Annotated in this window: 15 protein-coding genes; 3 read left to right on the top strand and 12 right to left on the bottom strand. The window is 61.6% G+C overall.

Features of this window, described 5'->3' with window-relative positions:
* Window positions 1-4 precede the first annotated feature (4 nt).
* Genes JJE47_16005 through JJE47_16015 form a run of 3 tightly spaced genes read right to left on the bottom strand, consistent with a single transcriptional unit; the run spans window position 5 to window position 2,035 of the window.
* Window positions 5-904: an acyl-ACP desaturase gene (locus JJE47_16005; protein MBK5268923.1), complete on the bottom strand. Its 900-nt coding sequence runs from the start codon at window positions 902-904 to the stop codon at window positions 5-7.
* A 28-nt stretch (window positions 905-932) separates the two neighbouring features.
* A complete protein-coding gene (locus JJE47_16010; GenBank protein ID MBK5268924.1) occupies window positions 933-1,562 on the bottom strand; it encodes a hypothetical protein in 630 nt (209 codons plus the stop codon).
* The gene (locus tag JJE47_16015; GenBank protein MBK5268925.1) at window positions 1,562-2,035 is read right to left on the bottom strand and encodes a redoxin domain-containing protein; all 474 of its coding nucleotides are present in this window, start codon (window positions 2,033-2,035) and stop codon (window positions 1,562-1,564) included. Before JJE47_16015 ends, JJE47_16010 begins: the two co-directional genes overlap by 1 nt.
* Before the next feature lie 45 nt (window positions 2,036-2,080).
* On the opposite strand from JJE47_16015, the gene glgC reads away from it, so the two are divergent.
* Window positions 2,081-3,316 carry a glucose-1-phosphate adenylyltransferase gene (gene glgC, locus JJE47_16020; GenBank protein MBK5268926.1) on the top strand — a complete coding sequence of 412 codons (1,236 nt, stop codon included), beginning with the start codon at window positions 2,081-2,083 and terminating at the stop codon, window positions 3,314-3,316.
* On the opposite strand, the gene JJE47_16025 is transcribed toward glgC, so the two are convergent.
* A complete protein-coding gene (locus JJE47_16025) occupies window positions 3,313-4,212 on the bottom strand; it encodes a hypothetical protein (GenBank protein MBK5268927.1) in 900 nt (299 codons plus the stop codon). The genes glgC and JJE47_16025 overlap by 4 nt on opposite strands.
* On the bottom strand, window positions 4,199-6,589 hold the full coding sequence (locus tag JJE47_16030) for an HAD-IC family P-type ATPase (protein ID MBK5268928.1): 2,391 nt from the start codon (window positions 6,587-6,589) through the stop codon (window positions 4,199-4,201). The genes JJE47_16025 and JJE47_16030 overlap by 14 nt, the downstream gene beginning before the upstream one ends.
* Window positions 6,590-6,761: 172 nt before the next feature.
* On the opposite strand from JJE47_16030, the gene JJE47_16035 reads away from it, so the two are divergent.
* Window positions 6,762-7,787 (top strand): LLM class F420-dependent oxidoreductase, encoded by a 1,026-nt coding sequence (locus JJE47_16035; GenBank protein ID MBK5268929.1) that lies wholly within the window; start codon window positions 6,762-6,764, stop codon window positions 7,785-7,787.
* On the opposite strand, the gene JJE47_16040 is transcribed toward JJE47_16035, so the two are convergent.
* The 6 genes from JJE47_16040 to JJE47_16065 are packed head-to-tail and all read right to left on the bottom strand — an operon-like array spanning window position 7,784 to window position 11,485.
* Complete coding sequence (locus JJE47_16040; protein MBK5268930.1) at window positions 7,784-8,380, bottom strand: bifunctional phosphoribosyl-AMP cyclohydrolase/phosphoribosyl-ATP diphosphatase HisIE; 597 nt, start codon at window positions 8,378-8,380, stop codon at window positions 7,784-7,786. The two genes, JJE47_16035 and JJE47_16040, sit on opposite strands and share 4 nt — an antisense overlap.
* The gene (hisF, locus tag JJE47_16045) at window positions 8,377-9,144 is read right to left on the bottom strand and encodes an imidazole glycerol phosphate synthase subunit HisF (GenBank protein MBK5268931.1); all 768 of its coding nucleotides are present in this window, start codon (window positions 9,142-9,144) and stop codon (window positions 8,377-8,379) included. The genes JJE47_16040 and hisF overlap by 4 nt, the downstream gene beginning before the upstream one ends.
* On the bottom strand, window positions 9,141-9,737 hold the full coding sequence (gene hisH, locus JJE47_16050) for an imidazole glycerol phosphate synthase subunit HisH (GenBank protein ID MBK5268932.1): 597 nt from the start codon (window positions 9,735-9,737) through the stop codon (window positions 9,141-9,143). The genes hisF and hisH overlap by 4 nt, the downstream gene beginning before the upstream one ends.
* Window positions 9,734-10,318, bottom strand: a complete 585-nt coding sequence (gene hisB / locus JJE47_16055; protein ID MBK5268933.1) for an imidazoleglycerol-phosphate dehydratase HisB — start codon at window positions 10,316-10,318, stop codon at window positions 9,734-9,736. The genes hisH and hisB overlap by 4 nt, the downstream gene beginning before the upstream one ends.
* 13 nt (window positions 10,319-10,331) lie before the next feature.
* A complete protein-coding gene (locus JJE47_16060) occupies window positions 10,332-11,192 on the bottom strand; it encodes an ATP phosphoribosyltransferase (protein ID MBK5268934.1) in 861 nt (286 codons plus the stop codon).
* Window positions 11,189-11,485 (bottom strand): helix-turn-helix domain-containing protein, encoded by a 297-nt coding sequence (locus JJE47_16065; GenBank protein MBK5268935.1) that lies wholly within the window; start codon window positions 11,483-11,485, stop codon window positions 11,189-11,191. Before JJE47_16065 ends, JJE47_16060 begins: the two co-directional genes overlap by 4 nt.
* A 79-nt stretch (window positions 11,486-11,564) precedes the next feature.
* Here JJE47_16065 and JJE47_16070 point away from each other — a divergent pair, with 79 nt between their 5' ends.
* On the top strand, window positions 11,565-12,317 hold the full coding sequence (locus tag JJE47_16070) for a 1-(5-phosphoribosyl)-5-[(5-phosphoribosylamino)methylideneamino] imidazole-4-carboxamide isomerase (protein MBK5268936.1): 753 nt from the start codon (window positions 11,565-11,567) through the stop codon (window positions 12,315-12,317).
* On the opposite strand, the gene JJE47_16075 is transcribed toward JJE47_16070, so the two are convergent.
* Window positions 12,261-13,937: ATP-binding protein (locus JJE47_16075; protein ID MBK5268937.1), on the bottom strand; the 1,677-nt coding region annotated here is incomplete at its 5' end. The two genes, JJE47_16070 and JJE47_16075, sit on opposite strands and share 57 nt — an antisense overlap.

The following is a 13,937-nucleotide window of genomic DNA, read 5'->3' on the forward strand; positions in this document are numbered from 1 at the left end:
GCCGTCAAGTGGCTAGACCGTACCTTCTCTCGAAGGTCTCGGCCTGCCGATTGGCGAGGGCCGGAATGCCCATGATCTTTTCCTGGAACTCCTGGGCTTTGGTGGTCAGCCCTTCCATGGACTCGATCTTCCAATCGCGAATGAGGGGGACCAGAACCCGGTCGTGGTGGATGCGCATGTTGTAGACGCCCGCTTTGGCCATTTGCAGGGCGCGGCGCATGTATTTGGGCATTCCCACCCCTGGCATGTCGAAGTTGGACAGCACCCGGTAGATCTCGGGCAGTACGACCGACGGATTTTCGGCCAGCATGGCCGTGACGGCCCCGCGATAGAACATGAAATGATGGTTTTCGTCCACGGCGATCCGTGACATGATCTCGTAGGCGACCGGATCGTCGGTTATCCGACCGGCATTACGATGCGAGACCCGGGTGGCGAGTTCCTGGGCCGACGTGTAGGCAAAGAGGGCAACCGGATTCGGCAGTCCCGTCGAATACCCTGTGGTCATGGTGGCCAGGCGGTCGTCCTCGAGTTCATGAGGGTCGCAGTTGCGTGAGGTAAGCAGATAGGACCGGATGGCGATGGCGTGTTGGCCCTCTTCAGCGGTCCACTGTCGATTCCATTCGGCGAGCAATTCGTGATCCTTCGAATGCAGTTCGATCTCGCTGTGGTAGTACGGAAGGTTGTCTTCGGTAAGCAGGTTCAATACCAGTGACGTGCGGGCTTCCGGGGAGATGGTGCACTGCGACTCATCCCATGGTTCATCTTTGAAGTTGCGCCCCAACTCCCAGGGGACGAGTTCGTGGGCGTACCAGTGTTCACGTCGCTCACGGTGCTCGTCCATCAGGATCTGGATCGACGGGGTTATGGCATTGAGCAGTTCATAGATTTCATTGGCGGGCATCGAACCTCTTGGTCTTGGTGGGCGAACTCTACTCGGGATTCGTTCCGACGGCCGGGCTTGTCCAGGTAATTGCAAGGGCAACCCCTACCACCACGGCCGCCAGATACCACCAGATGACCGAGTGGTTCAGGGCACTGCGAAACGGATCCGCAGCGGCCCGCACAAGTCCGGCCGCTGCAATGGCGGCTGCCGCTTTGGTACCAAGCGGCAGCCGATACACGATCAGCGCCGCCAGTCCGAAGGCAAGTCCGGCTATCTCGCCGATCGGAACTTCCCACGATCCGGCGGTAACCCCGCCACAGGCAGATCGGAACACGCAGCCAAGTTCCCAGCCGCTCAGTCCCACCAGGGCAGGTACGGCCATCGGGGCGAGCGAAATCGGCAGCGAGGTGGATCGGAAACGCCACGCCAGTGATCCGAGAGCCCCGATCGATGCCCAGCCAGGGTGGACGCCGGCCCGGACAAGGAGAATGAGTCCAGGGTGCGACCAGGGGTAGGAGCCACCTGCCACCATGGCGGCCAATCGCCCCACGAGCAGACCCATCAAGGTTGCGCCGAGGAGATCGTCGAATCGGCGCTGCCGGCGGTTCAGGAAGCGATCCGTCGCCCACATTGCCCCGGCGCCGAGAAAGACGGCCCACAGCAGGGTGAATTCCATCAGGGTTGCCGGATAAGATCATCGATGCCGGATACGAGTGTTCGTTCGTCGATGATTCCCAGGTGCGTCGAGATGATCTCCCCACCCCGAGCAACGAAGTAGGTGATGGGAACGCCGACCCCTCCCAGGGTGGCCGGGATGGAGCGGTTCGGGTCGGCAACATGGTCAAAATCCAACCGGAACTCGGCAATGAAGGCGGCTGCATCTTCTGGTCGATCCTGAACGTCAACCCCGAGAAAGGTGACGGCGCCGGCGTATTGGAGGGCGGCCTCTCGTAGGAGGGGAGCCTCCGCCCGGCAGGGAAGACACCACGAGGCCCACACATTGACAACGATGGGCAGGTCGTTGGTTTTGAGGGTTTCAAGGAATTCGGCGGCGGTTACCTCGGGGATGGCAACCGACGAGGCCGGGCTTGGGGGTGGCGCGCAGGTGGCGAGAACCACGAGGAGAATCAGTAAAAAGCGATACTTCACTGCGCCATTCTGACACCAGCAACGTCCCCGGACTAGTTTGACCACATGAGCCAACGCATTATGACCATGGTCCTGGCCGGCGGTGAAGGCAAGCGATTGCATCCCCTTACGAGATCGCGAGCGAAACCGGCGGTCCCGTTCGGTGGACATTACCGGCTCATCGACTTTGTACTGTCGAATCTCACCAATGCCCACTTCCACCACATCGCGGTTCTCACACAGTACAAAAGTCACAGCCTCGACAAGCACCTGAGCCAGGCCTGGCGTCTTTCGCCGATCCTTGGTAATTATGTCACCGCAGTTCCGGCTCAGATGCGGCGGGGTCCCCATTGGTATTCCGGGTCGGCAGATGCGATTTTTCAGAACCTCAACATCCTTGACGACGAGCGCCCTGACCATGTCATCGTCTTCGGTGCCGATCACATTTACCGGATGGATCCAAGGCAGATGCTCGATGCCCACATTGCATCAGGAGCCGGGGTCACCGTGGCCGGAATCCGGGTTCCCGTCAAAGATGCCACAGATTTCGGTGTCATCGACGCCGACAGCACCGGCCGCATCAAGGCCTTCGTCGAGAAGCCCGCCGTTCCGCCAACGATTCCGGATGATCCTTCGCTCGCTTTCGCTTCGATGGGCAGCTATATCTTCAGAAGAGACGTGCTCGAAGAGGTCATCCGAGCCGATGCCGAGGAGGAAGAGTCCAAGCACGACCTCGGCGGAAACATCATCCCGTCGCTGGTCGCGGCAGGAGTCGCTCACGTCTATGACTATGCGTCCAACCTCGTTCCCGGTCAGAGTCACCGGGAGGTGGGGTATTGGCGTGATGTGGGAACCATTGATTCGTACTACGAAGCCTCGATGGACCTGATTGCTCTCGATCCGATCTTCGACCTCTACAACGAAGCCTGGCCGATCAGGACCTGGCAGCCGACCCACCCTCCGGCCAAATTTATCCACAATGAGGGCGAACGGCGCGGCCGGGCGATTAATTCGATGGTCTCGTCCGGTGCGGTGGTTTCCGGCGGGCACGTCGTCCAATCCATTCTGTCACCACTGGTTCGGATCAACTCTTTCTCGGAGATCGAAGGTTCCATCCTTTTTGAGAATGTCAGGGTCGGTCGGGGAGCGGTGGTGCGGAACGCCATCATCGACAAGAACGTGTGGGTGCCGGCGGGCATGAAGATTGGAGTCGATCTCGAGGCTGATCGGGAACGGTTTACGGTCTCCGACAGTGGGATCATCGTTATTGGCAAGAACGACAAACTCGAAGAGCTCCACTAACGCCGGTCGAGGTAACCGGCGATTTCGTCTGTCGCGTTGGTCAGCGCGCTCCGGCTGCTGTTTTGTCGGATGATCCCGGCGACCACCGGCCATCCGGCTTCGCGTAGTTGGGCGGCGAATCCATCGGTCACCTCCGGGTTCGGGTCGCTGTCACCCTGGAGCAACGTGATCTCGAACGGTGGCCTGTCGACGTACTGATCGGGGTTGAGTAGCTCCCAGGTGGCTGGGGCTTGTTCGGCAGTCCCACCCATGAAGACATTCATGGCGTCGAATGCATCAGCCGCAAGCTGGGAAGGGCTCCAGGTGCCGCCGATCGCCATCAGCCGTGCCGGTCTCACCGACCCGGTGTATTCGCAGCTGGTCGGACGGTACAGGTCGTCGGTGGTCAGCACGATGAAGGCAGCCAAAGCTCCGAACCCGGCTCCGATCACTTTGACCTGCTCCGGATCGCCGCCGAACGCGGCGGCGTCTGACGCCAGAGCAAGTGCACAACTGGCGGCAGACAGAGGATCAGGGAATCGTCCTCCTCTGATCGGACTGTCGTAGCGGGGGATTATCACGATGTTCTCGGTGGCCAGCGCCCGTCCCAGCTCGGTGGCCTGTTCGGCTCCATCCAGGTCATGGACGATCACTACAACGGGTAATTCTGTACCTTGCTCGGGTCCGTAGACGTCATACCTGATTGAACCAGCCAGGGTTTGGTCCCTGGCCAGCGTGATCACCTCGACACGTTCGGGTGGAACGCTGGTAGTCGGGTTTGGAATGACCGACGGGTTCGTCGAACCATCGATTGGTGGGTATGTGTTCAATGGCGAGCGCTCGATCGGTTCGGCAATGCAGGCAGCCGACATCATCGCGATGAGAAGGAGGGCTCGAACGTATCTAGTTGTTGGCATCGCCAGACCGGGCGCCCTTGAAAACCGTGACGACCGCGGCCACGAACGAGGTAACTCCACCCTGGGCTATCCAGCCGGAAAGCTGCCAGGCGGTATACATGATCGCTCCGGTAAAAGCGGCGATGCCGATCGATGCCCAGATGACGATGGCCGTTGGGAGCGGCAGTTCGTAGAAGACCCGGGCAGATTCGAGCGCCATCGTCATCATGAACAGCCCGGTCATCACCATCACGAGGACCTGGCGGGCGGTTGTCAATGGTCGGCTCACGACGAGCAGGGCAAACAGACTTACGGCCACCAGGACAAGCGTGGCGGTTGTCCTGGCCTCGTCCAGTGGGACACCCTGGCTGCGGGCCAGGCCGTAGGCGCTGTAGGTGGCCGCAGCCGCGATCAATCCGGTCGGTATGGCAAATCGGAACACCCGGAGGAGAAAGCCGGGACGGACCAGGCTCGATGACGGTTGGAGGGCCAGGAAGAAGCCAGGGATGCCGATAGTCAGAGCGCCGACCAGGCTGAGTTGGCGAGGAAGGAACGGATAGGCGAGTTGCGATAGGGACGTCGATACCGCAAGTGCCATGGCGTAGACCGTCTTGGTGAGGAACAAGTTCGAAACCCGTTCGATGTTCCCGATGACACGTCGGCCCTCCGCAACGACATGGGGCAGGGCATCGAAGGTTCCGTCGAGCAGCACGAGTTGGGACACGGCTCGCGAGGCGGCACTCCCGCCCCCCATGGCTACCCCGATATCGGCTTCCTTGAGGGCCAAGACGTCGTTGACGCCATCCCCGGTCATCGCCACGGTGTGTCCGCTGGCTCGAAGGGCGAGGATCAGCGCCTTCTTCTGGTGGGGGGTGATTCGGCCGAAGACGACCCCTCGCTCGGCGATGGAACGGAGCCGGGCGGGATCGGTCGGAAGGCGGGTTCCATCAACCACCCGATTGGACCCGGCTACTCCGGCCGTTCTGGCGATGCTGGCCACGGTCCGGGGGTCATCTCCCGAGATAATCTTGACCGCCACGCCTTGGTCGGCGAAATAGTCGAGGGCTGCTCGAGCGTCAGGTCGCACGGTGTCGCCCACAATGATCAACGCCCACGGAACGAGATCGGATGGCAAATCGGTGGTGGTCAGCGCCTGGTCGGTGTAGGCGAGGGCGATAACCCGGCGGCCCGAGTTGGTATGTTTCGCCACCGTCTTGGCAAGCGAAGTGTGCTGGGGCACGATGATGTCTGGAGCTCCAAGAATCCAGGTGCCGCGCTGGTGAAAACTGGCCCCGGACCATTTACGTTCTGACGAGAACGGTACCGACCCGATGATCCGCCAGCCGGGATCTTTCGTCGCGTCGGCCATTAGGCGGGCCGTGGCATTCGGTTGCTCCTCGACCCGCGAAATCGCTCCGAGTGCCTGGCGGACGGTGTCTTTGTCTCCGCTAATAAGCTGGGTGGCGACCAGGCGAAGGGTTCCTTCGGTCAAGGTGCCGGTCTTGTCAAAACAGACCACGTCGACCCGTGCCAACGTCTCGACAGCCGGCAATTCCTGCACCAGGACTCGATGGCGGCCGAGCCGTACGACGGCCACCGCAAAAGCGACCGAGGTGAGGAGCACCAGGCCCTGGGGGATCATGGCAACCATTCCAGCGACCGCCCCGGTCGCAGCTTCCGAGAAGCCCTGAGTCAACTGACCGATAATGAGGATGGCGCCGATCGGGAAGAGCATCCATCCGATGATCATGAGCAACGTGTCGATCGCCGATCGGATTTCTGAATTGACGAGTGTGAATTTGCGAGCTTCTACCGCCAGTTGGGCGGCGAACGAATCGACGCCGACGTGTTCGGCCCGCATGGATCCTGATCCGGCGACCACAAAACTTCCCGACCGGGCGTAGTCGCCGATTTGCTTGGTGACCGGATCTGCTTCTCCGGTCAGGAGGCTCTCGTCGATCTCGAGACCACGGCTGTTCGTGATGGCACCGTCAACAATGATCTGATCACCTGATCCAACAAGCAACTCGTCGTCTTGAACCACGTCTTCTACCGCGACCGAGGTTTCGACTCCATTGCGGATCACCCTGGCATGGGGAGCCTGGATCAAGCGCAACTTGTCGAGGGTCAGTTTGGCGCGGAGCTCTTGGAAGATTCCGATCAGTGAATTGATGACCATGACAAGCCCGAACAGAGCGTCCTGGATCGGTGCCACGAAGACGATGACGACAACGAGAACCGTGATCAGCAGGTTGAAGCGGGTGAGGGTGTTCGCCCTGACGATGTCGCCCGTCGTGCGATCAGGCCCCGATGGTCTGACGTTACGGAGTCCGGCGGCCATGCGCTCGGCGACTTGCTCGTTTGTAAGACCTGGCATACGCGTGGTGGCGATCGACATCAGACAACCCGCAGAGTAGTCAGCCTTCGTCTGGTGGACATGGGTTGTCGGCTCCGTGACTCAAGACCTAGGCGGAAGTGGCGACCCCCCATGGGAAATCGTCATGCATACTCAGGAGCCTACCTCCCACGGCTAGCCTCCCTCTAGGACCAGCACCGCGAGGGGCATACGCATGAATCTTGGGCTGATGACCGGTTATTGGAGCGCCCAGCCGCCGGCCGGAATGGCCGAGCTAGTCGCCGAGGCGGAAGACCTAGGTTACGAGAGCCTCTGGACAGCAGAAGCCTATGGGTCCGACGCCCTGAGCCCACTCGCCTGGTGGGGTGCGCGTACCAAACAGCTACGTCTGGGGACGGCCATCATGCAGATGGCTGCCAGGACCCCGACCGCCACCGCCATGGCGGCGATGACCATGGATCATCTTTCTGAAGGAAGATTTGTGCTGGGACTAGGCGTGTCAGGGCCCCAGGTAGTGGAAGGATGGTACGGGCAACCGTATCCCAAACCGCTCGCCAGAACCCGGGAGTATGTCGAGATCGTCCGGCGAGTCATCGCCCGCGATGAACCGGTCGAATTCCACGGTGAGCACTACGAATTGCCATACGATGGGGGAACCGGTCTCGGGAAGGCGCTCAAAGCGACGATTCATCCCCGACGACCCGACATCCCGATCTACCTGGGAGCGGAAGGCCCCAAGAACGTCGCGCTGGCCGCCGAAATCGCCGACGGATGGTTCCCGTTCTGGTTTTCGCCTCGTTCAGATGCGTTTTACCGGGAAGCACTCGCCGAGGGATTCGCCAGAGACGGCGCCCGGCGCGACTTCGATGACTTCGAGGTCGCCTGCCCGGTTCCGGTGATCGTGAATCCTGACCCTGAGCAGGCCGCTGATGTCATCCGCCCGATGCTGGCCCTCTATGTCGGTGGCATGGGTGCCAAAGGTGCCAACTTTCATTTCGACGTCATCGCCCGGATGGGCTACGAAGCGGAAGCCCACCGGATCCAGGACCTATACCTGGCAGGCAACAAAGCCGAGGCTATTGCTTCGATTCCGTTGGCGATGGTTGAGGATGTGGCGCTGGTCGGACCGCCGGAAAAGATCCGTGATGAAATGGAGCGGTGGTCCGAGACGGTGATCACGACCATGCTCGTGCAGGGTCCACCCGAGCTCCTGCGAATCCTGCCAGGGCTGGTCGGCTAGCTGCGTCGGTTCAACTCGGAGCCGATTTCATGGACGGAGATCTCCTGGGCGGCTGCCAACGCCAGCATGTGATAGACCAGATCGGCCATCTCTTCAATCAGTCGTTGCCTGTCTCCCGACCCAGCGTCCAGGTCCTTGGACGCGAAGGCGACTTCCCCTGCCTCCTCAAGAACCTTGCGGGCCGCCAGGTCGTGATTGTCGGCGAGGGTGGTGGTGTATGAGCCTTCCGGTCGAGTTCCCATCCGAGCGTTGATCGTCGCCCATAGACGGCCGAACTCAGAGAACTCCGGGGGAGGGGATTGGTCGAAGCACGACGTGGTTCCGTTATGGCACGCAGGTCCGGTAGGTCGGGCGAGAACCAGCAACGTGTCCCCGTCGCAGTCGGGTTTCATACCCGCAAGTTGCAACTGGTTGCCGGACGTAGCGCCCTTTTCCCACAGTTCGTTGCGGCTGCGTGACCAGAACGTCACCAGACCGCTCGTCCTGGTCGCCTCAAGCGACTCATCGTTCATCCAGGCCATCATGAGAACTTGACCGGTATCGGCATCCTGGACGATGGCGGGAACCAAACCGTCTGGGTTGAATGTGATCATTGCGAGGCCTCTCGTACGGGGATTCCGCTGGCAGCCATTCCGGCCTTCAGATCGGAGATCTCGATTTCGCGACGGTGAAAGATGGACGCCGCCAGAATGGCGCTGGCATCGGCGAGTTTGATTACATCGATGCAGTGTTGGATCGTTCCCGCCCCACCCGAAGCGATTACCGGGACCTCGACGGCTTCTGTGATCGCCTTCGTGACGGCAAGATCAAACCCGACCTTGGTGCCGTCGGCGTCCATGGACGTGAGCAGGATCTCGCCGGCTCCGCGCTTGGTGGCCTGGCGGGCCCACTCGATGGCGTCAAGTCCGGTTGGTCGGCGCCCGCCGTTCACGACGACCTCAAACCACCCGTCCCGCTGCTTCGTATCGATGGCGATGACGACGCATTGACGGCCGAAATGGCGGGCGCAGGCATCGAGCAGATCCGGATTCTCAACGGCCGCCGTATTGACGGCGACTTTGTCGGCACCTGATCGCAACACGGCGCGCATGTCTTCCATGCTGCGGACTCCACCACCGACGGTAAGGGGAACAAACACGTTGCCGGCGGTTCTTCTGACCACATCGAGAAGCGTGCCGCGTCCCTCGGGGGAGGCCGAGATGTCGAGGTAACAAATCTCGTCAGCGCCTTCGTCGGCATACCGGGTGGCCAACTCGACGGGGTCACCTTCGTCGGTCAGATTGACGAAGTTGACGCCTTTGACAACACGGCCATTCTTGACGTCGAGGCACGGAATGATCCGGGTTCGCAGTGTCATGGAACCATCGCCACGAAGTTGGCGAGGAGTTGCATTCCGTTCTCTCCTGAACGCTCCGGATGGAATTGGGTACCCATTCGCTGGCCGGATCTGACGGCGGCAGTAAATCTCCGACCATAGGTGGCCGTTCCGATCACGTCGGCCGACCGGCCGGGCGTGGGGGCGTAGGAATGGACGAAGTAGAAGGTCGGGTCGGCACCGAGACCGGCGAACAGGGGGTCGTCGGTGATCGTGACATCGTTCCAGCCGATGTGAGGTAGTCGGGGGGCATCCTCGAGCAGTTCGACCGTGCCGGGTAGAAACCCGAAGCATCGGGCATCGTCTTCGTCGGACGAGGCAAACAGGACCTGCATGCCCACGCAGATACCGAGCAGGGGACGGTCCCATTGTTCGATCGATGAGCGGAAGCCTCCGGCATCGATACCGTCCATCACGCCCCGGGTGGTGCCCACCCCGGGAAGGACCAGGGCGTCGGCGCCGGCAAGTCCTGACGGGTCCGTAGCCACCACGACGGTGGCCCCCACTCGTTCCAGGCCCTGGGCGATGGACACTAGATTTCCCGCGCCATGATCGACGACCGCAATGGTCGTCACGTGGTGCCTTTGGTGGAGGCGATGCCAACCCGGCGACTATCTGCAGCGATCGCCATGCGGAGCGCCCTGGCGACGGCCTTTATGCCGGCCTCGGCGACATGGTGATCGTTGCGGCCGGTGGCCGTGAGATGCAACGTGAATCCGCCCGTGCGGGTAAGCGCTTCGAGCCCATGGGCGAAGTTCTGCGTCGTAAAGTTGCCGATGCTTGGTCCGACGAGGGATGCCTCGATTACCGCGTACGGACGTCCACCCACATCGATTGCACAGCTGCCAAGAGCCTCATCCATCGGGACGGTGGCGTTGCCATAGCGCGAGATACCCGCCCGGTCTCCGAGGGCGGACCCAAGAGCTTCGCCAAGCACCAACATCGTGTCTTCGACCGTGTGGTGGTCGTCGATGTGCAGGTCACCCTCACAACTGACCGTCAAATCGATGAGGCTGTGGTGGGCGAGTGACGTGAGCAGATGGTCAAGGAATCCGACTCCAGTGACCACTGTCGAACGGCCGGTTCCGTCGAGGTTGACGGTTACGGACACGTTGGTCTCAAGCGTGGTTCGTTCAATGGTGGCTATACGGGTCATGAGTCTTGGTTCCTTAGGGGATCAGTTGTTCGATGCGTAATACGAGGATGTCGCGGGCTCCGGCAGCCTTCAGGTCGGGAAGGAGGTTCCAGATGGACCCGGCATCGACCACCGAGTGAACCGCCACCATCTGGTTGTCTGCGAGCGGAACAACGGTAGGCGCACCGAGACCGGGGATGATCTGCTGGATGCGGCTGACCGAACTAGCCGGTGCATTGAGGAGGAGATACCTCTTGCGCCGGCCCTGTGTGACGGCGGTTAGTGCGGTAACGACGGTATCAGTCTCGGCCGACCGAGTGGCCAGGGCGGCCGGGGAACCGACGAGCACTGCTTGGGACGTCAGGATCGTGTCGATCTGACGGAGGCCATTGACGAGCATGGTAGAGCCGGTCGAGACCAGGTCGACGATCGCATCGGCGACTCCGAGCTTGGGAGCGACCTCAACCGATCCGCGCAGCGTCACGATTTCGGCCTCAATCCCGCGGTCGTCAAAGATTCGCCGGGTGGCATTGGGGTGGGCGGTTGCCACTCGCAATCCGTTGAGGTCTTCGAGCTTTTCCGCCGCCGACGCCTTGGGTACTGCCGCAACCAGGCGACAATGTCCGAATCCGAGCTCGGCCAGAACCGGGAGGTTCTTTCCGTCCTCGGCCAGCAAGTCCTGGCCGGTGATTCCGAGGTCGGCGGTTCCGTCGGCCACCAACTCGGCGATGTCCTCCGTCCTCACGAACAGAAGGTCGAGGTCTACGTTGCGGACGCTTACCGAGAGCGTGCGATCCGACTGTTCGAAGTCGAGGCCGGCATCGGATAGAAGGGACGCGGTCGTCTCGCGTAGTCGACCTTTGTTCGGGATGGCGAGTCTGAGGATGCGGGTCATGATTCTTCCTGTTGACGATTGAGAGCGAGCTGGTAGCCGCCCGTTCCATGATGAAACCACTGACTGACCCTTGTGACGGTGGCGGTGGAAGCCCCGGTTTGTTGGGCGATGTCCCGATAGGACATTCCACTGTCAAGCAGGCGTACGATTTGCCAGCGGCTCGCCATTTCGGTTATCTCCCTGCGTGTGCACAGGTCCCGAAGAAGGCCAGCGACTTCCTCGGCATCGCTCAGCGAAGCGATCGCCTCGCTCAAGGCGATTACCGGTTCGGTTCTCCAGTCATCGGTCGTCATAATCAGTGTTGTTTTCTCTATCGACTTAGTGTTGTAACATGCTACAACACTAAAACAGATTGGCAAGTCCGAGGTTCTTATGCAGATCATTCCGGCAATTGATGTCCTCGACGGTCAGGTGGTCCGTCTCCTCAAAGGCGACTACGGCGCGGTCACCGCGTACTCCGACTCCCCGGTCGAGGCACTCGGATCGTGGGGCAGGGCGGGTGCCACCCTGGTGCATGTGGTTGATCTGGAAGGCGCTCGAACCGGGAAACCGTCGCCGGGGTTGGTGGAGACGATGGCCAGGGCCGCCATCCCGTTCCAGCTCGGAGGCGGGATTCGGACCGAGGCCGCCGCTGTTCGGGTTCTTGAAGCCGGCGCGGCGCGGGTGGTCCTTGGTTCGGCAGCGGTTTGGGAACCGGAGTTGTTGGCGATGCTGGTGGCTCGTTTCGGCGCCGACCGGATCGTGGCGGCGATCGACGTCAAGGCAGGATTGGCGACCGGGGCCGGATGGCTTGACGAGGGGCGACCGTTTGGAGACGTGATCGCCCTGGTGGCCACTGCCGGGGTCGGTTGGATCCTCACCACCGGAATCTCAAGGGACGGCACGATGAGCGGGCCGGATCTGGCGCTCACGAAGGAAGCCGTGCAGCGGGCACCGGACTGCCGGGTGATCGGTTCGGGAGGGGTTGGAACGCTCGCCGATCTTGTCGAACTGCGAAACGTCGGTGCGGACGCCGTGGTCGTTGGGAAGGCGCTTTACGAAGGAGCCTTCAGCTACGAACAAGCAGTGTTAGCGGTTGGCAAACCGCTCGAGGGCGAGACGGATGTGGTCGGGACCGACCGTTAGGGCATGGTCGTCGCCTCGTAGCGTGTTGAGGGCCGCTTCGCGCAACATGCCGGTGAGATCTGCGAATGACAACCCTTCCGTATCGGCAGCTACCTGGTCGAGGTCTACATCTTCGCTAAAGGGGACATCGACGATATCGAGTAACGCCCGCCGTGCTTCAAGTTCGGGCAGCCCGAGTTCGATATGAACCTCGAATCGACCCGATCGCAGTAGGGCCGGATCGATGAGATCCTTACGGTTGGTGGCTCCGATAACGACAACATCACCCCGTCCACCAAACCCGTCGAGTTCGGTGAGCAACGCCGCGACCACTGAATCGGTCACCGAAGAGTTCGAGGTGCCTCTCACGGGTGCCAGGGCGTCGATCTCGTCGAAGAACATCAACGAGGGTGCGGCCGCCCGCGCTCTGGCGAATACCTCTCGCACCCCTCGCTCTGACTCGCCAACGAATTTGTCAAGGAGCTCGGCGCCCTTGATCGGGAAGAACGCTGCCCCGGCCTCGTGGGCAAGGGCCCGTACGACAAACGTCTTTCCAGTTCCCGGAGGCCCGTAGAGGAGGATGCCCCGGGGCGGTTCGATTCCGAGGCGTTCGAATCGTTCGGGCTGGGTCATCGGCCAGATGACCGCCTCTGTGAGCCTCTGTTTCACATCTTTGAGCCCGGCGACCCGTTCGAATCCATAGGACGGGACTTCCCCGGAACCCACCGAACCCAGCGACGGGGTAGTCGAATCGATGGCGGCTGCCACCCGATCGGTCGTGAGCGGCTCGCCGAGGCGGGCAACCTCGGTTGAAGCCTGGAGCACCGCGCCGAGAATATCCGCACCCGAAAAGCCGGCGCTTCGCCCCGCCAGTTGAGCGTAGTCAATGTCGTTGGTCGGAACTTTGGCCAGGGCAGCTTGAAAGAGAAGCGTCCGGCGGTGAGCGTTTGGGGGAGGTACCTGGAGGGTTCTCGGCAGGAGGGGCGATTGCAGGGCTTCGACCGTGGCATGGGAGGTGATGCCGATCACACAGGCGATCGTTGGTCGGTCGGCGACCGCATCGAGGAACCATCGCATGATGGCTGCCACCTGGGTTTTGAACGGAGTCAGTCCTTCCTCACCAGCGACAGCCTCGAACCGATCCACGTAGATAACTGTCGATGGGGGAGACGTCTTGACTGCCGATTCGAGGAGGTCCAGCAGCCGAGCTGGTTTGAAAATCAGGTTCAGGTCGATCGACTTCACACTGCATCCGGCACCTTTGGCGGCAGCCGCGACAAGTTCGGATTTTCCGCATCCATGCGGACCCTCCAGCACGACGCCGGCCACCGAGGGAAGCCCCCAGGCGGTCGGGAGGTCACCGTCGCCCGTCAGCAGCGACAGCCACCCGGTCAGCAGATCCCGTTCGGTGTCGAGGCCGGCGAGGAGGGCCTCGGCGGTGGTGGGGGCGACTGGTTTGGAGGGATCCACCACAACCGTGGGCACACTTGCCGGAGTCAGCTGGACATCGCCGGCCTGGAAACGGGTACTGGAGCTGATCAACCCGGCATCCAGCGGGATGACCTTTTCGACCGTGATCATCTGGCCGTCGATGTCCAGCTGGTCGCCGACCGTCACCGGATGGGTCAGCAATGAACGCAC

This window comes from Acidimicrobiia bacterium, from assembly GCA_016650365.1.
Taxonomy (GTDB): domain Bacteria; phylum Actinomycetota; class Acidimicrobiia; order Spongiisociales; family JAENVV01; genus JAENVV01.

Coding starts and splice junctions, on each gene's coding strand:
- JJE47_16065 (MBK5268935.1), bottom strand. CDS start 11,485: ATGACGACCGATGACTGGAGAACCGAACCGGTAATCGCCTTGAGCGAG.
- JJE47_16070 (MBK5268936.1), top strand. CDS start 11,565: ATGCAGATCATTCCGGCAATTGATGTCCTCGACGGTCAGGTGGTCCGT.
- glgC (MBK5268926.1), top strand. CDS start 2,081: ATGAGCCAACGCATTATGACCATGGTCCTGGCCGGCGGTGAAGGCAAG.
- JJE47_16035 (MBK5268929.1), top strand. CDS start 6,762: ATGAATCTTGGGCTGATGACCGGTTATTGGAGCGCCCAGCCGCCGGCC.
- hisB (MBK5268933.1), bottom strand. CDS start 10,318: ATGACCCGTATAGCCACCATTGAACGAACCACGCTTGAGACCAACGTG.
- JJE47_16025 (MBK5268927.1), bottom strand. CDS start 4,212: ATGCCAACAACTAGATACGTTCGAGCCCTCCTTCTCATCGCGATGATG.
- JJE47_16005 (MBK5268923.1), bottom strand. CDS start 904: ATGCCCGCCAATGAAATCTATGAACTGCTCAATGCCATAACCCCGTCG.
- JJE47_16010 (MBK5268924.1), bottom strand. CDS start 1,562: ATGGAATTCACCCTGCTGTGGGCCGTCTTTCTCGGCGCCGGGGCAATG.
- JJE47_16030 (MBK5268928.1), bottom strand. CDS start 6,589: ATGTCGATCGCCACCACGCGTATGCCAGGTCTTACAAACGAGCAAGTC.
- JJE47_16040 (MBK5268930.1), bottom strand. CDS start 8,380: ATGATCACATTCAACCCAGACGGTTTGGTTCCCGCCATCGTCCAGGAT.
- JJE47_16060 (MBK5268934.1), bottom strand. CDS start 11,192: ATGACCCGCATCCTCAGACTCGCCATCCCGAACAAAGGTCGACTACGC.
- hisF (MBK5268931.1), bottom strand. CDS start 9,144: ATGACACTGCGAACCCGGATCATTCCGTGCCTCGACGTCAAGAATGGC.